At 41.7% G+C, this 25,283-nt stretch carries 25 protein-coding genes; 20 read left to right on the top strand and 5 right to left on the bottom strand.

Annotated elements, in window-relative coordinates:
• Window positions 1–18: 18 nt before the first annotated feature.
• The 3 genes from sbcB to BM329_RS04445 form a co-directional block, all read right to left on the bottom strand.
• Window positions 19–1,449: an exodeoxyribonuclease I gene (gene sbcB, locus BM329_RS04455; protein ID WP_092549507.1), complete on the bottom strand. Its 1,431-nt coding sequence runs from the start codon at window positions 1,447–1,449 to the stop codon at window positions 19–21.
• A 360-nt stretch (window positions 1,450–1,809) separates the two neighbouring features.
• On the bottom strand, window positions 1,810–2,958 hold the full coding sequence (locus tag BM329_RS04450) for a type I restriction endonuclease (RefSeq protein WP_092549504.1): 1,149 nt from the start codon (window positions 2,956–2,958) through the stop codon (window positions 1,810–1,812).
• A 28-nt stretch (window positions 2,959–2,986) separates the two neighbouring features.
• Entirely contained in the window at window positions 2,987–3,697 is a 711-nt protein-coding gene (locus BM329_RS04445) for an XRE family transcriptional regulator (protein WP_092549501.1), read from the bottom strand.
• A 208-nt stretch (window positions 3,698–3,905) separates the two neighbouring features.
• Here BM329_RS04445 and tmaR point away from each other — a divergent pair, with 208 nt between their 5' ends.
• Window positions 3,906–4,226: a PTS system regulator TmaR gene (tmaR, locus tag BM329_RS04440; protein ID WP_010846704.1), complete on the top strand. Its 321-nt coding sequence runs from the start codon at window positions 3,906–3,908 to the stop codon at window positions 4,224–4,226.
• A gap of 333 nt (window positions 4,227–4,559) precedes the next feature.
• On the opposite strand, the gene rne is transcribed toward tmaR, so the two are convergent.
• The gene (gene rne / locus BM329_RS04435) at window positions 4,560–7,745 is read right to left on the bottom strand and encodes a ribonuclease E (RefSeq protein ID WP_092549498.1); all 3,186 of its coding nucleotides are present in this window, start codon (window positions 7,743–7,745) and stop codon (window positions 4,560–4,562) included.
• 559 nt (window positions 7,746–8,304) lie between these two features.
• Here rne and rluC point away from each other — a divergent pair.
• The gene (rluC, locus tag BM329_RS04425; protein WP_092549492.1) at window positions 8,305–9,261 is read left to right on the top strand and encodes a 23S rRNA pseudouridine(955/2504/2580) synthase RluC; all 957 of its coding nucleotides are present in this window, start codon (window positions 8,305–8,307) and stop codon (window positions 9,259–9,261) included.
• Here the strand turns inward: rluC and BM329_RS04420 are convergent.
• Window positions 9,258–9,848, bottom strand: coding sequence for a Maf family protein (locus BM329_RS04420; protein ID WP_092549489.1), 591 nt, complete (start codon window positions 9,846–9,848; stop codon window positions 9,258–9,260). The two genes, rluC and BM329_RS04420, sit on opposite strands and share 4 nt — an antisense overlap.
• A 145-nt stretch (window positions 9,849–9,993) precedes the next feature.
• Between BM329_RS04420 and yceD the strand changes: the two genes are divergently transcribed.
• The 18 genes from yceD (at window position 9,994) to BM329_RS04330 (ending at window position 25,231) form a co-directional block, all read left to right on the top strand.
• The gene (gene yceD / locus BM329_RS04415) at window positions 9,994–10,518 is read left to right on the top strand and encodes a 23S rRNA accumulation protein YceD (protein ID WP_092549486.1); all 525 of its coding nucleotides are present in this window, start codon (window positions 9,994–9,996) and stop codon (window positions 10,516–10,518) included.
• 12 nt (window positions 10,519–10,530) lie between these two features.
• Window positions 10,531–10,701, top strand: a complete 171-nt coding sequence (gene rpmF / locus BM329_RS04410) for a 50S ribosomal protein L32 (protein ID WP_004247080.1) — start codon at window positions 10,531–10,533, stop codon at window positions 10,699–10,701.
• A 29-nt stretch (window positions 10,702–10,730) separates the two neighbouring features.
• Window positions 10,731–11,789, top strand: a complete 1,059-nt coding sequence (plsX, locus tag BM329_RS04405) for a phosphate acyltransferase PlsX (protein ID WP_092549483.1) — start codon at window positions 10,731–10,733, stop codon at window positions 11,787–11,789.
• Window positions 11,790–12,743 carry a beta-ketoacyl-ACP synthase III gene (locus BM329_RS04400; RefSeq protein WP_092549480.1) on the top strand — a complete coding sequence of 318 codons (954 nt, stop codon included), beginning with the start codon at window positions 11,790–11,792 and terminating at the stop codon, window positions 12,741–12,743.
• Between the two features lie 18 nt (window positions 12,744–12,761).
• Window positions 12,762–13,691, top strand: coding sequence for an ACP S-malonyltransferase (gene fabD / locus BM329_RS04395; protein WP_092549477.1), 930 nt, complete (start codon window positions 12,762–12,764; stop codon window positions 13,689–13,691).
• 11 nt (window positions 13,692–13,702) lie between these two features.
• Window positions 13,703–14,437, top strand: a complete 735-nt coding sequence (gene fabG, locus BM329_RS04390) for a 3-oxoacyl-ACP reductase FabG (RefSeq protein WP_092549474.1) — start codon at window positions 13,703–13,705, stop codon at window positions 14,435–14,437.
• A 150-nt stretch (window positions 14,438–14,587) separates the two neighbouring features.
• Window positions 14,588–14,824 (top strand): acyl carrier protein, encoded by a 237-nt coding sequence (gene acpP / locus BM329_RS04385; RefSeq protein ID WP_004247087.1) that lies wholly within the window; start codon window positions 14,588–14,590, stop codon window positions 14,822–14,824.
• Window positions 14,825–14,898: 74 nt separating this feature from the next.
• Complete coding sequence (gene fabF, locus BM329_RS04380) at window positions 14,899–16,140, top strand: beta-ketoacyl-ACP synthase II (protein ID WP_092549471.1); 1,242 nt, start codon at window positions 14,899–14,901, stop codon at window positions 16,138–16,140.
• 66 nt (window positions 16,141–16,206) lie between these two features.
• On the top strand, window positions 16,207–17,034 hold the full coding sequence (pabC, locus tag BM329_RS04375) for an aminodeoxychorismate lyase (protein ID WP_092549468.1): 828 nt from the start codon (window positions 16,207–16,209) through the stop codon (window positions 17,032–17,034).
• A gap of 68 nt (window positions 17,035–17,102) precedes the next feature.
• Window positions 17,103–18,128: an endolytic transglycosylase MltG gene (gene mltG, locus BM329_RS04370; RefSeq protein ID WP_092549465.1), complete on the top strand. Its 1,026-nt coding sequence runs from the start codon at window positions 17,103–17,105 to the stop codon at window positions 18,126–18,128.
• Window positions 18,125–18,754 (top strand): dTMP kinase, encoded by a 630-nt coding sequence (gene tmk / locus BM329_RS04365; RefSeq protein ID WP_092549462.1) that lies wholly within the window; start codon window positions 18,125–18,127, stop codon window positions 18,752–18,754. Before mltG ends, tmk begins: the two co-directional genes overlap by 4 nt.
• Window positions 18,755–18,765: 11 nt before the next feature.
• Complete coding sequence (holB, locus tag BM329_RS04360) at window positions 18,766–19,755, top strand: DNA polymerase III subunit delta' (RefSeq protein ID WP_092549459.1); 990 nt, start codon at window positions 18,766–18,768, stop codon at window positions 19,753–19,755.
• 22 nt (window positions 19,756–19,777) lie between these two features.
• On the top strand, window positions 19,778–20,557 hold the full coding sequence (locus BM329_RS04355; protein ID WP_092549456.1) for a metal-dependent hydrolase: 780 nt from the start codon (window positions 19,778–19,780) through the stop codon (window positions 20,555–20,557).
• A 19-nt stretch (window positions 20,558–20,576) separates the two neighbouring features.
• Window positions 20,577–20,927: a purine nucleoside phosphoramidase gene (gene hinT / locus BM329_RS04350; protein WP_092549453.1), complete on the top strand. Its 351-nt coding sequence runs from the start codon at window positions 20,577–20,579 to the stop codon at window positions 20,925–20,927.
• A 38-nt stretch (window positions 20,928–20,965) separates the two neighbouring features.
• Complete coding sequence (gene lpoB / locus BM329_RS04345) at window positions 20,966–21,544, top strand: penicillin-binding protein activator LpoB (protein WP_092549450.1); 579 nt, start codon at window positions 20,966–20,968, stop codon at window positions 21,542–21,544.
• Complete coding sequence (locus tag BM329_RS04340) at window positions 21,522–22,385, top strand: phosphotransferase (RefSeq protein WP_245759007.1); 864 nt, start codon at window positions 21,522–21,524, stop codon at window positions 22,383–22,385. The genes lpoB and BM329_RS04340 overlap by 23 nt, the downstream gene beginning before the upstream one ends.
• A 202-nt stretch (window positions 22,386–22,587) precedes the next feature.
• On the top strand, window positions 22,588–23,604 hold the full coding sequence (gene nagZ / locus BM329_RS04335) for a beta-N-acetylhexosaminidase (protein ID WP_092549447.1): 1,017 nt from the start codon (window positions 22,588–22,590) through the stop codon (window positions 23,602–23,604).
• Between the two features lie 322 nt (window positions 23,605–23,926).
• The gene (locus tag BM329_RS04330) at window positions 23,927–25,231 is read left to right on the top strand and encodes an NAD(P)/FAD-dependent oxidoreductase (protein WP_092549444.1); all 1,305 of its coding nucleotides are present in this window, start codon (window positions 23,927–23,929) and stop codon (window positions 25,229–25,231) included.
• Window positions 25,232–25,283: the final 52 nt, after the last annotated feature.

Below are 25,283 nucleotides of genomic sequence, written 5' to 3'. Positions count from 1 at the left end.
GGATATTATACGGAAAGGTTATCCAGCTAGTTGAATTGCATATTCAATTAATGCTTTTAATTGGCGACACTTTTCTTCATCAGACTGATATTCAACAAAAAGATTTTCAATAGTCGCAAGATATTGACTGATACGCTCCTGAGTTAAAATATCCTGACGATGGCGCAACCAACGTTGTTGTTCGTCATAATTCAGTGTTGCAGGATAGTTTCTGGCACGATAGCGGAATAGTAGAGCTTTAATGCGTGCATCCTGAAATGTTAAATCCAAGGCGGGCAAGTTCTGAGGTGCTGTTTCTCGAATAATCTCCATAGCGGTTTTATCGGCGTCGCTGAAAAAGCCGCTATACAGTTTGGCATCAACGTTATCAGACTCTGGAAACTCTTCGGAATTAGAAAATAACTCAACGATTTTTTCCCTGATTTGCGGATTATTGCGCAAAATAGCCAGATTATGTTCACATTGTTTGAGATCCAATCCGACTCTCTTTGCATCTTCTGGCCGTAATGTATTTTCTGGTGCAATGATTGGACATTTATTGATATGTACTAATTTAATCGGCACCGGATTTTGATCTGGCTGCAATTTATCTCGTCGGGTATACAGGCGTTCACGTAATTCATCCACAGTAAGTTCCAGCAGTGGAGAGATATCTCCTGCCAAATCACACATGATGACAGCATTTCGGTTTGTCGAATGCCATGCCAAGGGTGCAATAAGGCTGATATTACTGCGCAGAGTTCCAAACATACCAGATACGTGAACCAGCGGTTTCATTTGTGGGATGTCTATCTGATGACTGATTTTCTGTTTATTTCTTAATTGGAAAAAGTAATCAAACAAACGGGGTTGGGCTTTTTTTACCAATTTTGCCATTGCTATAGTGGCATAAACATCAGACATAGCATCATGGGCATGGGTATGTTCAATACCATTGGCTTTAGTCAGATGTTCTAGTTTGAAGCTAGGTAATCCATCATCATTTTTTGGCCAAATAATGCCTTCTGGGCGTAAGGCATAGCAGGCACGTAATACATCAAGCAAATCCCAGCGGGAATTACCTTTTTGCCAACTGTAGGCGTAAGGATCGTAAAAATTACGATAAAAAATGTTACGGCTGACTTCGTCATCGAAACGAATATTATTATATCCAAGAATACATGTATTGGGTTTACTGAATGCCTTATGGATTTGACAAGCAAATTCAGCTTCATTGACCCCTTTTTTTAAGGCCAATTGTGGTGTGATTCCCGTGATCATAACAGCTTCAGGTTCTGGAAGGTAATCGTCAGCAGGAGTGCAATACACCACTAAAGGCTCTTCAATAATATTGAAATCGCTATCGGTGCGAACTCCTGCAAACTGGGCAGGGCGATCTAAAGCTGGGTGCTTACCAAAAGTTTCGTAATCATGAAAGTAGAAGGATGATTTTTTGTTATCGGTAGACAAAGTTTTTTTCCGTAAGTTATTGGTGGTTATCTTTATGATTTTGTTCTATTTAAAGGCTGAGTTTGACTGATTTTTGCTTTAAATGTTAATTTGTGTTCTTTACTGTCTAGTTTTGTCCATGTGGTATTAAGTACAGAATGAGTACAAATTAATATTTATTGTGAGTACAAAACAATATAGCTCTCAGTGACACAAAATTACGCTATTACGCTTCATACATGGTAAACCATATCAGGGAAAATCTGAAATAACAGATATTGATGGTCTTAGCGCTGGAGTGTTCCCCCGAGGGGAGTTTTAAGTGAGTGGTAAGGAGCGAATTAAGGGAAAGCCACCGCCAAGCGGTGGCTGATATAGCTATTATGTTTTCTTCCTAAAGTTATCGTCGTTTTTAACGAACTCGAAAGCATCAAGGATAATACCTGTAATCCTCAATATATCTTCTGGAGCTTCGATAAATATTCTTGAGTTATTAACAGATAGTCCAGCCCTATTAACTTCGTTAGTTAGGATGTCAGTTAGCTCAATAGGTATCTGGATGTAAGGTTTATTCTTTTTGTCAAAGTATCTTATTATCCATCTGTTTGATTTTCCTTGATAAAGAACGTTGAAATAGGATTCTGTATCTTTGTATTGCAAATCAACGGAATCGCCAACTATTGATTTGGCTTTTTCATATAGAGTTAATTCATTTTTGGTGGTAACAATATTAGGATTGTCTGGATCTACTATTTCTTCTAATTCTTTCAGGCTCTCTTGAGATTCTATTTCGTTTGGAGTGCCATCAATCGGGACATGTTTATTTGAAAGACCAGAAACTACCATTGCACTAACAGATTTCTCAACAGCTTGCTTTACCAGTGGAGTAATTGATTCAATAAAACGCTGGTTTAGTTGGCGCTCGACGTTAGATCTGCTGGCAACATACCTTACAAATTCACTATCAACATCTCTCAAACTGGTACTGATGGTTTTGGTAAAAGCGGATAAATAAACGCTTTCTTCTGCAAGTGTTCTTAGTGCTTCTGGTTTGAATTTATCGTGCCTGAATCGATAAAGCTGTCCTACATCTGCATCACTAACTTCATCCATTTTTATGCGTAGAAATGGAGTAGGATCCATTACGTTTTTTTGCTTCAAGTCGGTAAAGAAACGCCACTCTATTCCATTTGTAATTGCAGAAATAGTTACTTCCGGAGTGGAATTAAAATATCTAGATAATTGAGGGCAATGGTTATCCAGTTTTTCACTGTATCCTTTCGCCTCGATAAACATTACTGGAACACCTTGGCAGAACAAGGCGTAATCAACCCGTTCATTTGCTTTTACGCCAGGGAAATCTGCTCCGTACTCAGCTTTAACTTTTTGAGGGTCATACGGGCTAAATCCCAAGATATCTAAAAAAGGCAATATTAACGCCTGTTTAGTTGTTTCTTCGGTAGTGCAGTGTTGCCCTACGTTATTAACGTGGTCAACGTGATGTTTTATTTTTATCTTAAAATTTTCCATTCCATAACCTTAGTAATTTAAAACAACCTTAGTAATCTAAAACGGAATACCAGAACATTCTCCCGATAATGTTTACTTGATCTTCATCTGCAATCTCATCTTCGTATTCATCACGGTTGTAACTTCTGATAAGTAGTTTTCCCCTTGGACGTCTATAAAGACATTTAAGGCGCTTTAATCCATCCTGTTCAATTGCATACACTTTCCCATCAATAATTTTTTTATTAGAAATATCTATTGCTATTGCTGTCCCGTTTGGGATAACTGGCTCCATACTATCGCCTTTGGCAGGAAAGCAGAGAATTGTAGAACCGTCAGTTGATACTCCGATTCTTCTTAATGTTGCTTTAGAGAATCTCAACTTAAAGCCTTTATAATCCACGTCAATACACTTACCACTATCACACGCAAATTCAATATCCTTTAGGAATGGCACTTCGACTTCATCATTATCTAATGGAGTTTTGCTATCCCACGGTGAAATATTTATCCATTCACTTTCAGATGGAAGCTGCCCTGCATTTTTTTTGAGTGGTTTAGTGGTCTCACCAAACAAAAGCCAGTTCACATCAGCGCCAAGTATAGAGGCTAATGCTGTTAGTCTTGTTTTTCTTGGTTCTGTGCTTGATTCCCACTGCTGTACAGATTGTGGAGTCACGTCAAGCATATCTGCCAATTCAGCTTGAGTTAGCTTTTTTGCAAGCCTCGCTTGCTTGATTCGTTCGTGCATAGTTCTCATACCTCAAATATACAAGCAAGATTTTTACTTTAATAGCAAGCAATGCTTTATTTTTTAAAGCATGTCTTGTTTTTTTGTTTAAGGTATATATCGTCGTTTAAATCCGAAATATTAAAAATTATCTAAACTAACTTGTCTATGTGTTGCTTGAAATTGTATTGTGTAGTTAACATAAGAAATTATCAGTCTGATTAAAAAGGTGTAAAAAATGGACAACACAAATAAACCAACATTCCACAATGTACTGGAGTTTGTGCGTATATTTCGTCGTAAAAACAAATTACAGCGTGAAATCGTAGACAACGAGAAAAAGATCCGGGATAACCAAAAACGTGTATTACTGCTCGACAATTTGAGTGATTACATTAAGCCGGGAATGTCGATTGATGATATTCAAGGAATTATTGCTCATATGCGTAGTGATTATGAAGAACGTGTTGATGAATATATCATCAAAAATGCTGAGCTATCTAAAGAACGCCGCGAATTATCTAAAAAACTGAAAGCGATGGATGGCGGAGTCAAATAAATTTTCGATTGCCAGGATTTGAATTGGCAAAGTTAAACCACGCCATTGTGCGTGGTTATCTTTTCATCTATACACTTCGTCTTTCAAACTGCCTCTTTGTTGGCTGTGCTCGCTCACCCCGGTCACATAGTTATCTATGCTCCCGGGGATTTGCTCTCTTGCCGTCGCGATGCAACTTGAAATCCATTGTGTATATGGAAAAATCAGTTCCAATTAGGTTTGAGTTCAGGATCGACCAAGGCATAAAATTGATTTGTTTTTATGGTATGCCGGATAAAAAAGGCTCCTAACGAGAAGGAGCCTTCGGATTTTGCAAGAAATCACAGCATTTGATTATTCAAATGATTGTGGTTTAGACATAGCTGATGTTGCGATGCTCGTTGCAGAGTGTCCACCTGCACCACCTTTTCCTGTGAATGGGGGTGCAGGACGTTGCCATTCAGTGATAACGACAGATTTTGTTACCATATCTGGTGCTGGTGCTTTTGTCATTGGGGAATAAGCGTGGTGATTTTTTTCCACAACAATCGAAGACTCAGTAACTTTTATATCTTCTATATCTTCTGTTTTAACTTCCTCTGCCTTAGCGCATGTTTCCGTTGTGACAGTTGGTTGTTCTTCATGATGTTCCTGTTCAACGATAGGTGCCACAATGATAGGTTCTGCCGTGAGACGTGTTTCTTCAGAATCATGTGATACTGCTTCATATAGTACTTTATCACCCAAATTGTCATTTAAAACTTCTGGCTGATGTTTTTCATCATGATTGATAACAGATTCCACTTCTACATTTTCTTGCTCTATAGGTGCCGTAATGGAAGAGTCATCGGTAGCAGATATAGTATTATCAGCGGGTTTAGTATCGTTATGGATGGCAATATTTTGCTGTTCTGTAATTTCAGTCTCTTTCACCGATAAAGTAGGTGCAGATTCAGTCGTTGTTGATATCAAAATCACATCTTTTTTCAGTGTTGAGGCTGTCTCTTCAACGATATCAACAACAGTCGGAATTTCAAGCTCAATTGTTGTCGGTGGTGTAACAGGATAACTAACCCAGACTTTACCTGATGCCAACTCCGGCGAGACTACTGCCATTGTCAACGGTACTGGTGATTGAGTGAGATTACGCTCATCACGATAACGACGACGACGCTGACCACTGACACGTAAATGACGTGGTGAACGACGAGAGCGACGTGGCATTGTACCATCTTGCTGCGGTATTTCTGGTTGGCTGGCTGCTTCAACATTTGTGCCAATAATGGCAGGCACGGGGATTTTTTTCTCTTCCCCTGCATTGGTTGGTACAGTATCAGGCACTATCACTGGTAAGGCTGTAATACTAGCCTCTTTTTTCACTTCATCAGCTATGCGAATTTTTTGCCCAAGCTGGCGACGTTGACGACGAGGCATGACAGGTTGACGCTCTTCAGCTTCTTCCTCAACAAGATCTGGTTTATTTGCAGTTTGCTGAGCTTTAACTTCCAGTTGTTGCTGGCGCTTTTCTTCCTGACGACGACGCTGGCGCTCGGCCCTTTGTTCGCGACGTTGCTGTTGCTGTGCTTCACGAGCTTCATTATCTATCGCAATATTGTCTTGGACATTAGCATTACTTTTCTGTTGAGTGTTACGTCCCTTACGTTGTTCATCACGTTCACGGTTATTGCGAACTTCATTTTCGCTGCGTTCACGGCGCTGATTTTGGCGGCGTGGGTTGCGGCGTTCTGATGAGCGGCGATTATTATTGTCAGACGATTTTTTGTTCTTTTCTTGTGGTTGTTTTTCTTCTTCACCACTGAATATTTTTTTCAGGGCACTGAAGAAACGGCTGAACATCCGAGGTCTTACAGTTTGTTTTTGATTATTGACTACTACTTTTTTTTCTTTCTCTTTTGCTGGCACAGAAGATTCCGCAGGGAGATCAAAAGTGGAAATAGCCGGTTGTTCTGGACGTTTGCGCTCATGCTGGCTGTCATCCTGAACATTTGCTATCTCTGCTTCATGTAATTGTGGAAGCAGATAACTCAAAGCAGAAATTTCTTCACCTTTACGTACGCGTAAAACAGAGAAATGAGGGGTCTGCATCTGATCGTTTGGAACGATAACAACACCCACACCGCCTTGGCGATGTTCAATGGCACTAACGGCCTTGCGTTTTTCGTTCAGGAGATAAGAAGCAATCTGTACAGGCACAATGGCATGAACTTGATATGTGTTTTCTTTCAGTGCTTCTTCTTCGATAAGGCGCAGAATTGACAAAGAAAGTGATTCATTATCACGGATAGTCCCTGTACCACTGCAACGAGGGCAGACATGATGACTGGATTCACCCAGAGACGGACTTAAACGCTGACGTGACATCTCCAGCAAACCAAAACGAGAGATACGACCGATTTGAATACGGGCACGATCTTGGCGCACGGAATCACGCAAGCGGTTTTCAACTTCGCGCTGATGGCGTACCGGTGTCATATCAATAAAATCGATGACAATAAGGCCACCAAGGTCACGCAGACGCAATTGGCGTGCAATTTCATCAGTGGCTTCTAAATTTGTATTAAAGGCCGTTTCCTCAATATCACCACCACGGGTTGAACGGGATGAGTTGATATCGATCGCAGTCAAGGCTTCAGTGGTATCAATAACCACTGAGCCACCAGAAGGTAATCTAACTTCACGTTGGAAAGCTGATTCAATCTGTGATTCTATTTGATAATGGCTGAATAGAGGGACTTCGCCGCTGTACAATTTGATTTTACTGGCAAAATCAGGGCGCCCTAGCGCAGTAATGTGCTGGCGTGCTAAATCAAGAATTTTCGGGTTGTCAATCAAGATTTCCCCAATGTCAGGGCGCAGGTAATCACGGAAAGCGCGCACGATAACATTACTTTCTTGATGAATCAGGAATGGTGCTGGGTGATTGTCTGCAGCTTTCTTGATTGCTTCCCAATGTCTTAGACGGAAATTTAAATCCCCCTGCAACGCTTCTGCCGATTTGCCTACACCTGCGGTACGAACGATAAGCCCCATGCCTTCAGGGACTTCAAGAGAGGAAAGCGCTTCTTTTAATTCGATGCGGTCATCGCCTTCAATGCGACGAGAAATACCACCTGCTCTTGGGTTATTTGGCATCAGCACCAGATAGCTGCCAGCCAGACTAATAAAGGTGGTTAAAGCCGCCCCTTTATTGCCTCGTTCTTCTTTATCAACCTGAACGATCACTTCTTGGCCTTCTTTAAGGATATCCTTAATGTTAGGGCGGCCATGAGGATGATAATTACTTGGGAAGTATTCGCGCGCAATTTCTTTAATGGGCAGGAAACCATGCCGTTCTGCACCATAATCAACAAAAGCAGCTTCTAGGCTAGGTTCAACCCGTGTAATTTTACCTTTATATATATTTGCCTTTTTCTGCTCGTGTCCTGGGCTTTCAATATCCAAATCATAAAGACGTTGCCCATCAACAAGGGCGACACGCAACTCTTCCTGTTGAGTTGCGTTGATTAACATTCTTTTCATTCTAACTTACTCATTATTTTTTACATTGGTATAGAGCTACGAGTAAAAGAGAGATGAGCTACTGGTTACCGATGGCCTCGTGTCTTTTACAAAGCCGTCAGCCTCACGGCTATCGTTTGTATAGAGGCGCCTATTTTGTCGGCGAGTCTGAATTTCATTTAAATACAGCACTCTTTATTGGGGAATTCTGTAATAAATCGGTACAGATTTTACCCAATCCAGTAAGCTGCAACTCGCAGCCCATAAATTGTTTGATTAAACATTGCGTCTTACGCCATTGCTGCACTTTTGTTCGATCAAACAGATAACAAACAATTTCAATCTTGCCATTCATAGTTTAGTGAACTGTGGCCAGAAAGCATTATTCCATTGCTATTGGGGTGATAGCAAGGTGACTTTATCGCTTTAGGGGTTTTTTATCAGGAAATAGTGATAAGTTGTTAATCTTGGGTCTTTATCCTAGGGCATTTATAATAATGAGGTAGGAATGCATGGATATTATTTAGACATATTTAAAAATGTGTGGCGCTCTGTTTGTTGGATAATTAGAATCTCGTCCATGAAAACAAATAATCAAATTGTACAATTTGTCACGATTGATGACGATGAGGCTGGTCAGCGAATTGATAATTTTTTGTTGGCTCGTTTAAAAGGTGTACCTAAAAGCATGATCTACCGGATCTTGCGCAAAGGTGAAGTTCGCGTTAATAAGGGAAGAGTCAAGCCCGAATATAAATTGGCAGCAGGTGATACAGTCAGAATTCCACCGGTTAGAGTGCCAGAAAAACAGGAAACTCCTGTATCTGCAAAATTGGATAAAGTCGCAGCTTTGGCTGAATGTATTTTATATGAAGATGACCATATTCTGGTCATTAATAAACCATCAGGAACGGCAGTACACGGTGGAAGCGGACTGAGTTTTGGTGTTATTGAAGGATTACGTGCATTACGTCCTGAAGCACGTTTTCTTGAATTAGTTCATCGTCTCGACCGTGATACATCGGGTATTCTGTTAATTGCGAAAAAGCGTTCTGCGTTACGGGCATTGCATGAACAGTTACGCCTGAAGCAAATGCAAAAAGACTATCTGGCGTTAGTGCGCGGACAATGGCAATCACATTGTAAAGTAGTAGAAGCTCCCCTATTGAAAAATATCCAGCAAAGCGGGGAAAGGATGGTAAAAGTCAGCAGTGATGGCAAACCATCAGAAACGCGTTTTAAAGTTGAAGAACGATATGCGTTTGCCACGTTGGTACGGGCAAGCCCAGTTACAGGGCGAACCCATCAGATCCGTGTACACACCTTACATGCAGGTCATCCTATTGCTTTTGATGATCGCTATGGTGATCGGGCATTTGATGCACAGCTTGCAGAAACGAATCTTAACCGATTGTTCCTGCATGCCAGTTCATTAAAGTTCACCCATCCATCGACGGGAGAAACTCTGCGTTTCGAAGCCCCAATCGATGATAGGTTGCGAATTTGTTTAAAAATGCTCCGGCAAAATAAATATTAAGAACATACCGTCAGAGGGTTTATCCCCTGACGGATCAACATTTCTGTCAGAGTAATTAATGGTAAGCCTATTAGTGTGTTTGGATCTCTGCCATTAAGCTTTTTGAATAACGTAATTCCCAATCCTTCACTTTTAAAACTACCCGCACAATTAAACGGTTTTTCTTTGTTTAAGTAGCTAATGATTTCTGTTTCAGAGAGATCTCTAAAATAGACATCAAATAGCTCACAACGGGTATCTATGTTTCCAGTTTTGCTATTGAATAATGTAATTCCAGTATAAAAAGTGACACATTTCCCACTCGCTTTTTTAAGTTGTGAGAAAGCATTCTCAAAATTATGTGGTTTACCGACAATTTTGCTATCTAAAACACAAACTTGATCTGAACCTATAATTAGGTGACTGGAGTAATCCCTATGCAATGCGGTAGCTTTGGCATGTGATAATCGTATTACCAATGTTTCTGGATTCTCATTCTCTTGCGGTCTTTCATCAATATCGGGGGAAGCACAAGTAAAAGGTAATCCTATTTTTTCCAATAATTGGCGTCGATATATAGAAGTTGACGATAAAACAATCGGAAGCATCATTTTTTCCATAAAATACGTAGAGAAATATTTGCAAGCATTTTAAACTAGGTAGCGCTTAATAAGCGAATATTTGGCGGAAAGGTGCAGATGTATGGCCTTTTTCTTTGACTATATCTCATTACAAAGATAATATGCGCGCCTTATGCGGAAGGTAAAATTGCCCCTGACCATTGATGCGCTTCGAGCGGCTCAGAAAAGATTGGACTACTATGGTAGCTATTCTGCTGAGCAAGTTTCTCGTATTGCAGAATCCGTGGTCAGTGTGGATGGTGATGTAGATAGCTCACTATCATTTGAAATTGATAATCAGCGTCTGACAGTTGTAAAAGGACATTCTGATGTGGATGTCACGCTTGCCTGTCAGCGTTGTGGCAGTAATTTCAGTCATCATGTTCACACAACGTATTGTTTTAGTCCAGTCATCAATGATGAACGGGCGGAGGCATTACCGGAAGAGTATGAGCCAATTTACGTTAATGAATTTGGCGAAATAGATTTGCTGGCAATGATTGAAGATGAAATAATTCTGTCTTTGCCAGTGGTTCCGGTACATGATTCTGAACACTGTGAAGTGTCCGACGCGGATATGGTATTTGGTGTACTGCCTCCTGAAGCAGAAAAACCAAACCCATTTGCCGTATTAGCCAGTTTAAAGAAAAGTACTTAAGGAGTAAGGTCAATGGCCGTACAACAGAATAAACCAACTCGTTCTAAACGTGGTATGCGTCGTTCTCATGACGCACTGACTGCAACCCATGTCTCTGTAGACAAAACTTCTGGTGAAACTCACCTGCGTCACCATGTGACTGCTGATGGCTACTACCGTGGCCGCAAGGTAATCAACAAGTAATTTAAGCTAATTATTAGCAAGTTGATATCTTGACTAATCTAACCTTAGCGTTAGATGCTATGGGCGGGGACTTTGGTCCTCGCGTCACGGTGCCTGCTGCATTGCAGGCACTAGCATCTAATCCGCAATTAAAGCTATTGTTGGTCGGTAATCCCGAAACCATCTCTCCATTGCTTGCAAATAAAAATGCTGAGCTGCTCAGCCGTTTGCAAATTATCACTGCAGAACATGTTGTTTCCAACGACGTAAGGCCTTCTCAGGCGGTTCGTTCCAGTCATGGTACCTCAATGCGTGTTGCTCTAAACCTGGTTAAGTCAGGTGAAGCACAAGCGTGTGTCAGTGCGGGAAATACTGGAGCTTTGATGGGGCTAGCTAAAGTTATGTTAAAATCCATAGAAGGAATTGAGCGGCCTGCGCTGATGACAGTGATACCCAATCTAAAGCAACAGAAAACCGTTGTATTAGATTTAGGCGCTAATATTAATTGTAATAGCGATATGTTAGTTCAGTTTGCGATTATGGGTGCCGTAATGGCGGAGCATGTTGTAGGTGTGGATAACCCACGTGTCGCATTACTCAATATTGGGGAAGAGGAATCCAAAGGGCTGGATAATATCCGCGAAGCCGCTATAACCCTAAGAAACACTCGAGCAATCAATTACATAGGGTATTTGGAAGGAAATGAGTTACTGACGGGAAAAACAGATGTACTCGTATGTGACGGCTTCGCAGGTAATGTTACGCTGAAGACGATGGAAGGTGCGATCAGAGTCATTCTATCTCTGGTAAAATCGCCGGATGGTCAGCAGAAAAAATCATCTTGGTTAATGAAAATATTCAAGATGAAGATATTCAAGAAATGGTTGCTAAAACAGGTAACGAAGCGGTTTGGTCATCTAAACCCTGACCAGTATAACGGAGCAACGTTATTAGGGCTGCGCGGTATCGTCATTAAAAGCCATGGTGCCGCTAATGAACATGCGTTCAAGGCTGCTATTGATCAAGCTGTTCAGGCTGTAGAAAAGCAGGTTCCTGACAGAATTGCTGCCCGGCTGGATGCAGTATTACCCAAGAGTGAACAAGCATAAATGTATACAAAAATCTTAGGTACGGGCAGTTACTTGCCTGCACAGGTGCGTACTAACGCAGATTTGGAAAAATTGGTGGATACGTCTGACGAGTGGATTGTAACTCGCACAGGCATTCGCGAACGCCGCATTGCTGCTGAAGATGAAAACGTTGCAGTTTTGGGTTTCAAGGCGGCTGAAAAAGCCATTGAGATGGCTGGCATCGATAAAACTCAAATTGATTTAATTGTTGTTGCAACAACAAGTTCAACTCACGCTTTTCCAAGCGCAGCTTGTCAGATTCAGCAATTATTAGGAATTCCGGGGGTTGCAGCTTTTGATGTGGCTGCAGCATGTGCTGGTTTTACTTACGCGTTAAGTGTTGTAGATAAATTTATTAAAACTGGTGCGGCTAAACATGCATTGGTGATTGGTTCTGATATTATTTCAAGAGTTATAGATCCCGAAGATCGCGGTACAATTATTCTCTTTGGTGATGCTGCGGGCGCAATGATAGTCGGAGCTTCTGAGGAACCGGGCATCCTGTCTACTCACCTGCATGCCGATGGCCGTTATGGTGATCTGTTATCCCTGCCTCATCAAAGTCGAGTAAAGCTTGATACACCAGAATATGTCACGATGGCTGGCAATGAAGTCTTTAAGGTTGCCGTGCGTGAATTAGCCAATATCGTTGATGAAACTTTGGAAGCTAATAATTTGGCTCATTCCCAGCTAGATTGGCTGGTTCCTCATCAGGCGAATTTGCGTATTATTGCGGCGACAGCCAAGAAATTGGATATGACAATGGATAAAGTTGTCGTGACGCTGGATCGTCATGGCAACACCTCGGCAGCATCTGTTCCGACAGCGTTTGATGAAGCGGTTCGTGATGGAAGAATCCAACGCGGTCAACTTGTCTTACTTGAAGCATTCGGCGGTGGCTTTACCTGGGGCTCAGCGCTAGTACGTTTTTAATTTAACAGGAAAATAAACATGTCTGATTTTGCAATGGTGTTTCCTGGTCAGGGTTCTCAATCTCTGGGAATGTTGGCCGATTTAGCCACAGAATTTCCTCTGGTTGAACAGACTTTCGCAGAGGCTTCTACGGTTTTGGGATATGATTTATGGACATTAGTTCAGCAGGGGCCTCTAGAAGAACTGAACAAAACGTGGAAAACCCAACCTGCTTTACTAGCAGCTTCAGTCGCTATTTGGCGTGTATGGCAAGAAAAAGGTGGTAAAGCACCTTCCATGATGGCAGGTCATAGTCTTGGTGAATACTCGGCACTGGTTTGTGCTGGAGTGATTGAATACCAAGAGGCCATCAAGCTTGTTGAGTTGCGTGGTAAGTTGATGCAGTATGCTATACCAGAGGGGCGGGGGGCGATGTATGCCATTATTGGCTTAGATAATGAATCCATTGTAAAGGCATGTGAAGAATCCGCGCAGGGTCAGGTCGTTTCACCAGTTAATTTTAACTCACCTGGACAAGTTGTCATCGCAGGTGAAAAAGATGCTGTAGAACGTGCAGGGGCAGCATGTAAGGCTGCTGGAGCAAAGCGTGCGTTACCTTTGGCTGTCAGTGTACCATCGCACTGTGCACTTATGAAATCTGCTGCTGAGCAACTGGCGACAGCGTTACAAGAAGTTGCCTTTAATCAGCCGCAGTTCCCTGTCATCAATAATGCCGATGTCAAAGTAGAAATATCTGCTGATGCTATTCGCAATGCTTTGGTTCGTCAGTTGTATAATCCTGTGCGCTGGACAGAATCAGTTGAGTTTATTGCTGGGCAGGGTATAAAACAGCTGTTAGAAATTGGGCCAGGTAAGGTATTAACTGGGTTAACTAAGCGAATTGTTGATACTTTAAGTGCTACAGCGGTAAATGATGTATCATCACTCACAGTTGCTCTGAACAAATGACTGAGGAAAACATGAGCTTTGATGGAAAAATTGCACTAGTAACAGGCGCTAGCCGTGGCATAGGTCGCGCGATTGCAGGATTATTGGCTGAACGTGGTGCATGTGTTGTTGGTACTGCAACCAGTGAAAAAGGAGCCGAAGCAATCAGTGCCTATCTTGGTGATAAAGGCAAAGGTTTTGTACTTAATGTCACAGATTCAGAATCCATTGAAAATGTACTATCGAATATTCGTGCTGAATTTGGTGAAATAGACATTCTGGTTAATAATGCAGGCATCACTCGTGATAACTTGTTGATGCGCATGAAAGATAATGAGTGGCAAGACATTGTTGACACTAATCTTTCTTCAATTTTTCGTCTGTCAAAAGCAGTTATGCGTTCTATGATGAAAAAACGTTATGGACGTATTGTTTCCATTGGATCTGTTGTTGGAACGATGGGAAATGCAGGGCAGGCGAATTATACGGCAGCGAAAGCAGGAGTTATTGGTTTTAGTAAATCATTGGCTCGTGAAGTCGCTTCTCGTGGCATCACCGTCAACGTTGTTGCACCTGGTTTTATCGAAACAGATATGACCAAAGCGTTGACTGACGAACAACGTGCAAGTATTTCCGTTGGAATTCCTGCCAATCGTCTTGGTGATGTAAAAGAAATTGCCAGTGCTGTAGCGTTTCTTGCTTCTGACGAGGCCGCTTACATTACGGGTGAAACATTGCATGTCAATGGTGGCATGTACATGATCTAAAAATGAGCGAACCCCCTGTTTTTGATGTGCTTTTTGTGCAAAAGAAGCAGATTGTGGTTCGACCAGCCGGGATTTGGTTGCATCTTTTCCTGTATTTTATAAACTACGAAAACCATCGCAAAAGCGAGTTTTGATAGGAAATTTAATAGCATGAGCACTATCGACGAACGCGTTAAGAAAATCATCGTTGAACAACTGGGTGTTAAAGAGGAAGAAGTTGTAAATTCAGCTTCATTTGTTGATGACTTGGGCGCTGATTCTCTTGACACAGTTGAACTGGTAATGGCTCTGGAAGAAGAGTTCGATATCGAGATCCCAGACGAAGAAGCTGAGAAAATCACTACAGTTCAGGCTGCTATTGACTACGTTGAAAACGCAGGTAAATAAGCACACATACCTAGGCGGTCATTCGACCGCCTATGTTTCTAGTCCTAAATTTTTTCCCTCCCTGGAGGATAACTGTGTCTAAGCGTCGAGTAGTCGTGACCGGACTAGGCATGTTATCTCCTGTCGGCAATACAGTAGAATCATCTTGGAATGCTGTTTGTGCCGGACAGAGTGGTATCGGCCTTATCGAACATTTTGACACCTCTAACCATGCAACTAAGTTTGCTGGTGTGGTGAAAAATTTTAATCATGAAGATGTCAATATTTCGCGCAAAGAAGCACGGAAAATGGATCTCTTTATTCAGTATGGAATTGCGGCAGGCATACAAGCCGTTAAAGATGCAGGAATCGAGGTAACAGAAGCCAATGCTAGCCGCTTTGGTGCTGCTATTGGTTCTGGTATTGGTGGTTTGGGTCTGATTGAAGAAAACCACAGTACATTGCTTTCGGCAGGGCCTCGCAAGGTTAGCCCGTTCTTTGTACCTTCAACCATCATCAATATGGCGGCAGGCCATTTAAGTATCCTGTATGGTCTTCGTGGGCCCAGTATTTCGATTGCAACTGCTTGTACTTCTGGCGTACATAATATAGGTCATGCAGCGCGCATTATTGCTTATAATGATGCTGATATTATGCTGGCCGGTGGTGCAGAGAAAGCTAGCACAAAATTTGGTGTTGCCGGATTTGGTGCTGCACGTGCATTGTCAACCCGTAACGATGATCCTAAAAAGGCAAGCCGCCCTTGGGATAAAGATCGTGATGGTTTTGTTCTGGGTGATGGGGCGGGTGTTGTCGTTCTTGAAGAATATGAACATGCCAAAAAGCGTGGTGCAAAAATCTATGCTGAAATTGTTGGTTTTGGCATGAGCAGTGATGCTTATCACATGACATCTCCTCCTGAAGATGGAACGGGTGCTATTTTGGCAATGGAAAATGCCCTGAAAGATGCAGGTATTTCACCAGAGCAAGTGGGTTACATTAATGCTCATGGCACCTCAACATCAGTGGGTGATCTTGCAGAAGCTCGTGCAGTTGAGTCTGTTTTTGGTAAAGGCACTAAGGTATTAGTGAGTTCTACTAAATCAATGACAGGCCACTTGTTGGGTGCAGCAGGGGCAGTTGAATCTATTTTCACTATCCTTTCTCTGCGTGATCAGCTGGTTCCTCCAACTATTAACCTGGAAAACCAGGATGAAAACTGTCACTTAGATTTTGTTCCAGGTGAAGCACGTAAAGTTGAAGGAATGGAGTACGCATTGTGTAACTCTTTCGGTTTTGGTGGCACAAACGGGTCATTGATTTTCCGTAAGATCTAAAACGCTCTGTGTTTATAAAGAGCCTCAACATTTGTTGGGGCTTTTTATCGAAGCGAAGAAATTAAAATGACGTATTGGATTAATGGTAAGCAGTGTAACCACTTACCTGTGGGCGATCGTGCCGTGCAATTTGGAGATGGTTGTTTTACCACAATCAGAATCGAACAAGGGCAAGCAGCCTTATTGCCTTTACACATAAAACGGTTGCAAAAAGGTGTTGAAAAACTGTTTATGCCCGCACTGGATTGGGCGCAACTTGAGAACCATATTAAGCAAGCAGTGCAAGGATGCAAATCAGGTGTTTTGAAAGTTATTCTCTCCAGAGGGATGGGAGGCCGAGGTTATAGCTTTGATGACGCTATTGAACCCACTAAGATCCTCTCTTTGAATCCATATCCTGAACACTATATCACTCAGCGCCAGAAAGGAGTCTCATTGACCCTTAGTCCTATTTCTATGGGAATTAATCCTTACTTGGCCGGTATCAAACACTTGAACCGCTTGGAACAAGTTTTGATTAAGCAATTTATTGATAAATCCACATCGGATGAGGCATTGGTGCTTGATAGTGATGGTTTGTTGGTCGAATGTTGTGCCGCCAATATATTTTGGCGAAAAGGAAAAAATGTTTATACACCTGATCTTAACCAGTGTGGTGTGGAAGGGATAATGAGGCAAAAAATAATCGAATTGTTGACGGAAAGTGATTATAACCTATCATGTGTTATCCGCTATCCTGAGGTATTAGCCTATGCTGATGAAGTGATTATCTGCAATTCCCTGATGCCAGTTATTCCGGTAATGCAAATACAAGCACACAAAAACCAGCCATCGTGGAAGTATCAATCAAGAGAATTGCATGAGTATTTATTACCCGAATGCTTAATGCTTTAATGCTTTATTATTTAAGGTATTAACTGTTTAGTGTTCATCATTGAAGCAAAAATAAAAGTGATTACAGAATGAAACTAAAAAAGTGCATTCTTATTCTGCCCGGATTGATTATTGTGATTGCAGCGATCATCTTTTTTTTCTTTGCGAAGAAAATAGAAAACTTTGCTGATCAGGATATTAATCTCAATCAAGAACTCATATTTACTGTACCGGCAGGGACTGGGCGTGTTGGATTGGAAACTTTATTGATTCGGCATAAATTAATTGAAGATAATCAACTATTGCAGTGGTTATTTCGATTAAAACCCGAACTTGCCAAGTTTAAGTCCGGAACTTATCGCTTGCAAACAGGAATGTCTTTGAAAGCTGTTTTGCAATTGTTCGCCAGTGGTAAAGAAACTCAATTTGCCATCCGCTTTGTGGAAGGAAGCCGCCTCTCTGATTGGTCAAAAACATTACAGAATGCGCCATACTTAAAGCACGAATCGGAGAATAAAACACCGCAAGAGCTGACTGAAATCTTGGATATGAAAACGGGAGAGTCCTTGGAGGGGTGGTTTTATCCTGATACCTATCTCTATACTGCTGGCACGAGTGATGTGGAATTACTCAAGCGTGCTCATAATAAAATGAAAATGGTTCTTGAGCAGGAGTGGAAAACGCGCGAAAAAAACCTTCCGTATAAGGATGTGTATGAGATGTTGATCATGGCGTCTATCATTGAGAAAGAGACCGCGATTGAATCTGAACGTACCAAAATTGCCTCTGTATTCGTAAATCGTCTGCGGTTAAAGATGCGGTTGCAAACAGATCCGACGATCATTTACGGATTGGGAGATAAATACACGGGGACGATTTTTCGCAGTAATCTCACCACCTTTACACCCTATAATACTTATATGATTGATGGGTTACCGCCAACTCCCATTGCCATGCCAGGTCAGGCTTCGATTAAGGCAGCAGCATATCCAGCTAACACAGAATACTTATATTTTGTAGCGAATGGCGATGGCGGTCATACATTCACCACTAATTTAGTCGCACATAATAAAGCAGTAAGTCTTTATCGTCAGAGGTTGAAGCAGTATAAATGAACAGCAAATTTATTGTTATTGAAGGTCTTGAGGGCGCAGGAAAAACGACAGTAATCCAAACAGTGTCTGAAACATTGAAACAGTATGGTATTTCTGATCTGATTTTTACCCGAGAACCGGGTGGAACACCATTGGCAGAAAAGTTACGCGAGCTGATTAAACAGGGTGTTAAAGGAGAAGTACTGACAGATAAAGCAGAAGTATTGATGATATATGCTGCCAGAGTTCAATTGGTGGAAAATGTTATAAAACCTGCCTTATCAAAAGGGACATGGGTGGTCGGAGATCGCCATGACCTCTCTTCTCAGGCCTATCAGGGCGGGGGGCGTGGCATTGACCAAAATCTGATGGAATCACTACGTAATGCAGCATTGGGTGAGTTCTGCCCAGATTTGACCATCTATCTTGATTTACCTCCCGATGTGGGCTTAGGACGTGTTCATGAGCGTGGTGAATTGGATCGCATTGAAAAAGAATCTTTGGATTTCTTTCATCGTACTCGCGCAAGATATCTTGAATTGGTGGCGGAAAATGACAACATCAGAAAGATTGACGCGACACAATCACTAGAAAAAGTTCAGGCGGCTATTCGTCATACTTTGCTACAGTGGCTGCAAGAACAATAGGAAGCACAAGTATGAATTGGTATCCGTGGCTCAATCATGCGTATCGCCAGTTAGTTGAAACCCATCAACAAGGGCGCGGGCATCACGCTGTTTTACTTCATGCCCATGAAGGGACTGGTGCCGGAGCCTTACTATACGGATTGAGTCGCTGGCTGATGTGTCAGGATAAACAGGGGATGAAAAGCTGTGGCAAATGTCATGGTTGTCACTTGATGCTGGCAGAAACCCACTCTGATTGGCATGTCCTTGCCCCTGAAAAAGGAAAAAATACCATTGGCGTGGATACTGTTCGCCAACTCAGCGAAAAACTCTATGAATACTCTCAGCAAGGCGGGGCTAAAATTGTCTGGTTGCCATCAACTGAGTTGCTGACGGATGCCGCTTCCAATGCCTTGTTGAAAACATTAGAAGAACCGCCTAAAAACACTTATTTTTTGTTGCAATGTCAACAAACTGCAAATTTGCTGGCAACATTACGTAGCCGTTGTTTCTACTATTTTCTCCCTGTCCCTGAAAATTCCATCGGGCTGTATTGGTTGCAAAGCCAGCTTCCGGCCATATCATCATTAGATGCACAGACTGCATTAAAACTTTCTCAGGGAGCGCCATTGGCAGCGGAGCGGTTGCTTCAGACTGAGAAATGGCAGCAAAGAAACCTGCTTTGCCAGTCTATCGCACAGGTATTGGATAAATGTGATACCCTGTCGCTTTTACCATTGTTAAACCGTGATGATGTACAACAGTCTTTGCATTGGTTGATAAGTTTATTATCTGATGCGGTGAAATGGCAGCAACAGGCCCAAAATTACTGTGTTAACCAAGATCAGAAGGCTTTGATTCATCGCCTTGCCTCCGCACAAAATGTGGAAAACTTATTAAGTACAGTTAATGATTGGGTGCACTGCCGTCATCAATTATTATCTGTAGTAGCTATCAATCGAGAATTGTTGCTGACAGCGCAATTACTCAATTGGGAAAAGCAACTTTGTTCCACACAGTAACTTATTCAGATATGAGAATATTATGTTTTTAGTTGATTCGCATTGTCATCTTGATTGCCTGGATTATGAAGCACTGCACAAAAGTGTAGATGATGTTGTAGCAAAAGCGGCAGAACGAGATGTGAAGTATATGTTGGCTGTAGCGACAACATTGCCTGGCTTCCAACAAATGAAAAACCTGATTGGTAAACGGGAAAATGTAGCATATTCTTGTGGGATTCATCCGTTGAATCTTGATGAAGGTTACGATTTTGAAGAATTAGCCCGGTTGGCTGCCGATGGGGATGTAGTCGCAATGGGTGAAACAGGACTGGATTATTATTATCAGAAAGAAAATGCTGAACTCCAGCGAACTTCATTTCGTGAACATATCCGAATTGGTTGTGAATTAAATAAACCAGTGATCGTACATACCCGCGATGCAAGGGATGACACGCTGACGGTTTTGCGGGAAGAAAAAGTGCAAGAGTGTGGTGGAGTTTTGCACTGTTTCACAGAAGATAAAGAAACAGCAAGAGCTTTGTTAGATTTGGGTTTTTATATTTCTTTTTCTGGTATCGTCACCTTCCGCAATGCGGAGCAAATTCGTGAAGCGGCCAGGTTTGTACCACTCGATCGAATTTTGGTAGAAACTGATTCACCATACTTGGCACCTGTTCCTCATCGTGGCAAGCAGAATCAGCCTGCTTATGTTCGTGATGTTGCTGAATATATGGCAGTTTTGAAAGGTGTGAGTATTGAAGAATTAGCAGCAGTGACCACAAAAAACTTTTGTGAACTATTTCATATCAATATTGAATAACATTAAAAGGAAAATTGAGATGGCAGAAGAAACTGTTTTTAGCAAAATCGTTCGTCGGGAAATCCCTACTGATATTATTTATCAGGATGATTTGGTAACGGCATTCCGTGATATTTCTCCTCAAGCACCGACCCATATTTTGATTATACCTAATGTACTGATTCCAACTGTTAACGATGTCACTACTGAGCATGAGCTTGCATTGGGTCGTTTGTTCACCGTTGCAGCGAAAATTGCAAAAGAGGAAGGTATTGCAGAAGATGGCTACCGTTTAATTGTGAACTGTAATCGTAATTCAGGGCAAGTCGTGTTCCATATCCATATGCATTTGGTGGGTGGACGTCCATTGGGCCCCTTGCTGGCAAAGTAAAAATTGATAAAAGGTAACGATGTAACTGGAGTAGATTAATGAAAAGAATTCTCTTTGTTATATTATCAGCGATGCTGCTGGCAAGTTGTGTATTACCAGAAGCAACGCAACAGCCTGCTCCTGTTACACCAGTAGAACCAAAGAAAAAAGAGGAAACGCCGATAGAACCATCGGAAAAAGTTCCTCAGCCTCCCAGAATACAATCTATTAGTTGGAATAGCATCGTTCAGCCATTGGTTGAAGAAATGGTTAAGGTTTATGGAGTGGAAGCGGGAAAAGTATTACTTGTTGATTCTGTAAAAAATAACACTAACGGTTCATTGCGAACCTTGAAAGCAACAGATGCGATTATTGATGCAGTCAGTAATAAGCAAGTTTTTCAGGTTGTACCTAAATCCCAAGTCCATATTGCTCAGCAAGCTCTGGGATTATCATCAGAAGATAGTTTAGGATTGCGTAGTAAATCTATTGGATTGGCACGTTATTTGAATGCTGACTATGTCCTCTATTCCTCGGTCTCCAGCAATAATGGTCAGCGCGATTTAGAGATGCAGCTGATGCTGGTTAAAACGGGTGAGATACTTTGGTCGGGTCGTGGCAACATTAACGAAAGATAACTTTTTATTGGGTATGCTGTGTCAGCAATGGCCTGACATTCCAAAGAAGTCTTGGGAAATTAGGCCATTAACAGGGCTGACACAGAGAAGTTACTATGTTACGGACGGTGTACGCCAGATGGTTGGGCGCGCACAAACATCACACAAAGAAATACTGGGAGTAGATCGCCAGCGAGAAAATCATATTTTACGCAGGTTATCTTCTATAAATATTGCGCCTAAAGTGATCGCGATGAATGAAGATTGGCTACTGTTGGAGTGGCTGGCGGGTACAAACATAGAATCCGATGCATTTAACCGACCATCATTACAGCGTTCATTGGCTAAGACACTTGCTATTCTTCACCAACATTCTCCATTGGGATATCCTCTAAAACTCAAACAGCAAATTGCGTCTCAGTGGCAGCAGATTGATCGGAAACGCCTTTCTCCCCGTTGGTTACGGTTACACAAATTTTTTATGGCGACCAGAATGCCGACAGCTTTGAAAATTGCCCCTGCCCACATGGATATTCATCCTGATAATCTACTGATGACCGAAGAGGGGTTAAAATTGATTGATTGGGAATATGCTGCTGATGTTGATATTGGTTTTTCATTGGCTGCACTGCTTAAGGGAAATCAATGGAATGAGATACAGCAGCAAACTTTTTTGGATTATTATTGTATAAAGGCCCCGGGATACTCAAATATCTCATTGTTACGGCAACAGATTAAGTGCTGGGAGCCGTGGGTCAGCTATATGATGTTAATGTGGTATGAGGTACGCTGGCAGCAGACAAAAGAGCAACAATTTTTATCACTGGCGCATCCTCTGCATCGGGCTTTTGCACTGGCGTAATGTGCCGATGATAACGAATTTCAATTCATGATAATTAAATTATATACCCAATGGATTTCAAGTTGCATCGCGACGGCAAGAGAGCAAATCCCCGGGAGCATAGATAACTATGTGACCGGGGTGAGCGAGCGCAGCCAACAAAGAGGCAGTTTGAAAGACGAAGTGTATAGATGACAACCAATAAAAAGAAATGAGGAATGCTATGGGTCCAGTAATGTTAGATGTTGTTGGCTATGAATTGGATAGTGAAGAACGAGAGATTCTGCAACATCCATTAGTGGGCGGTTTAATTCTGTTTACCCGAAATTTCAACAATACAAAACAATTACGTGAGTTAGTTCGCCAAATTCGTGAAGCGTCCCGCCATCGTCTCGTTATTGCTGTTGATCAGGAAGGAGGACGTGTTCAGCGCTTTCACGAAGGTTTTACTCGTTTACCTGCCGCACAATCTTTTGCTTGCGTGAATGACCGGCTTTTGGGAGCACATCTGGCAGAAGAATCGGGTTGGTTGATGGCATCAGAAATGATTGCAATGGACATTGATATCAGTTTTGCACCAGTGCTGGATTTGGGACATAAATGTACGGCTATTGGTGAACGCTCATTTCATGAAGAGCCTGAGCCAGCGATGATCATGGCTGAAAAGTTTATCAATGGCATGCATTCTGCGGGAATGAGATCAACAGGTAAACATTTTCCGGGTCATGGTGCAGTGACGGCCGATTCCCATAAAGAAACACCGCGGGATGACCGCCCAATGGATGCTATCAATTGCCATGATATGGTTATTTTCCGTGATTTTATCCAGCGTAATTTATTGGATGCGATTATGCCTGCCCATGTTATTTATCCTCAGATAGATCATCGTCCTGCCAGTGGCTCACCATATTGGCTGAAATCTATATTGCGTGAACAATTGGGTTTTGAAGGCATCATTTTTTCTGATGATTTATCAATGGAAGGGGCTGCTGTGATGGGAAGTTATGCCGAACGTGCAAAATCTTCACTGGATGCTGGTTGTGACATGATTTTGGTGTGTAATAATCGAGAAGGGGCTATCAGTGTGCTGGATAAGCTCCCAATGATCAATTCAGATAAATTTTCTCGCTTATATCATCAGGGTAAACAATTCAGTCTGGAAGAATTGCATAAGTCCGAACGTTGGCAGCAAGCTAATAAAGCTTTGCATGGTTTGTGTGAAAAATGGTATTTATCCTGATTGTATGATTCATCAATTCTCCAAAAACTTCTCATATTCACATCATCTTAACATTGTAAATATTAATTATTCATAAACCTGATTAAGCTCGAATGAATTGAAAATAGACATGCAAATTTTGTGATTGATGTCTAAATAATCAAAAGAATTTGATTGTAGTTATTTTTGGTATGACCAACTGACCTGCCATGATACTCTGAATATATTTTCAGTATGAAATTTATCTGGCCTGATATTATTTAAGGACGTTATTCAAGGTCTTTACTCAAAAAATCAGTCTGGCGCTTTACATAACATTAGTTGTATTTTCAGTGGGGTAGTCATGACAACGCCAAAGACAAGAATTGTCATCATTGGTGGGGGCGCTGGTGGTTTAGAACTGGCAACGCGTTTGGGGCATAAATTAGGACGTAAGCAAAAAGCCGAAATTACTTTGGTGGATCGCAATAATAGCCATTTATGGAAGCCATTATTACATGAAGTAGCAACGGGTTCTCTTGATGATGGTGTTGATGCGCTGAGTTATTTAGCGCATGCCAGCAACCATTGTTTCAATTTCCAGCTGGGTTCACTCACGAATATTAATCGTGAGGATAAGAAAATTACTTTGGCTGAGATCCGTGATGAAGGCAGTGATTTGTTAGTACCAGAGCGTGAGCTGGCTTACGATATTCTTGTCATGGCATTGGGTAGTCAATCCAATGATTTTGGTACGCCTGGTGTGAAGGAAAACTGCATTTTTCTTGATAATCCACATCAGGCACATCGTTTCCATAATGAAATGCTGAATTTGTTCCTGAAATATTCTGCAAATCAGTGTGCAGAAGAAAAGGTGAATATTGCGATTGTTGGTGGTGGAGCGACGGGTGTAGAACTTTCAGCAGAACTGTATAACGCAGTTAAGCAGTTTAACAGCTATGGCTTTGAAAGTTTGAATTCAGACGCGTTGAATGTGACCTTGGTTGAAGCGGGTGAGCGTATCCTGCCTGCATTGCCAACGCGTATTTCCAGCGCGGCTCATCAAGAATTAACTAAAATTGGTGTTAAAGTATTAACTAAGACCATGATAACCAGCGCCGATGAGCATGGCTTGAATAACAAAGATGGAGAGCAGATTAAAGCTTCTCTGATGGTTTGGGCAGCAGGGATTAAAGCTCCTGACTTTATGAAAAACATCGGCGGGCTGGAAACAAATCGTATTAACCAGTTAGTTGTGAAGCCAACGTTGCAGACTACATTAGATGATCAGATATTTGCTATTGGTGATTGCGCATCATGCCCGAAAAAAGAGGGTGGTTTTGTTCCTCCTCGTGCTCAGTCTGCTCACCAAATGGCAAGTCGCTGTTATGACAATATTCTGGCATTGCTGAATGAAAAACCATTGAAAGAATATGTCTATAAAGATCATGGTTCATTGGTATCATTATCTAAATTCAGTACAGTTGGTAGCCTGATGGGGAACTTGATGCGTGGTTCAATGATGGTAGAAGGCCGTATTGCACGTATAGTTTATATTTCCTTATATCGTATGCATCAGGTAGCCCTGCATGGATATATTAAGACAGGTTTGATGATGTTAGTTGGTGGAATTAATCGTGTGATTCGTCCACGTTTGAAATTACACTAATTAGCTGAGAAACTTAGTTTTAAAATGGCCTATCTTGAATAGGAACTGACTC

The organism is Xenorhabdus koppenhoeferi, assembly GCF_900116635.1.
In the GTDB taxonomy this organism is placed as follows: Bacteria; Pseudomonadota; Gammaproteobacteria; order Enterobacterales; family Enterobacteriaceae; genus Xenorhabdus; species Xenorhabdus koppenhoeferi.
This window is presented reverse-complemented; position numbering and strand designations above follow the sequence as displayed.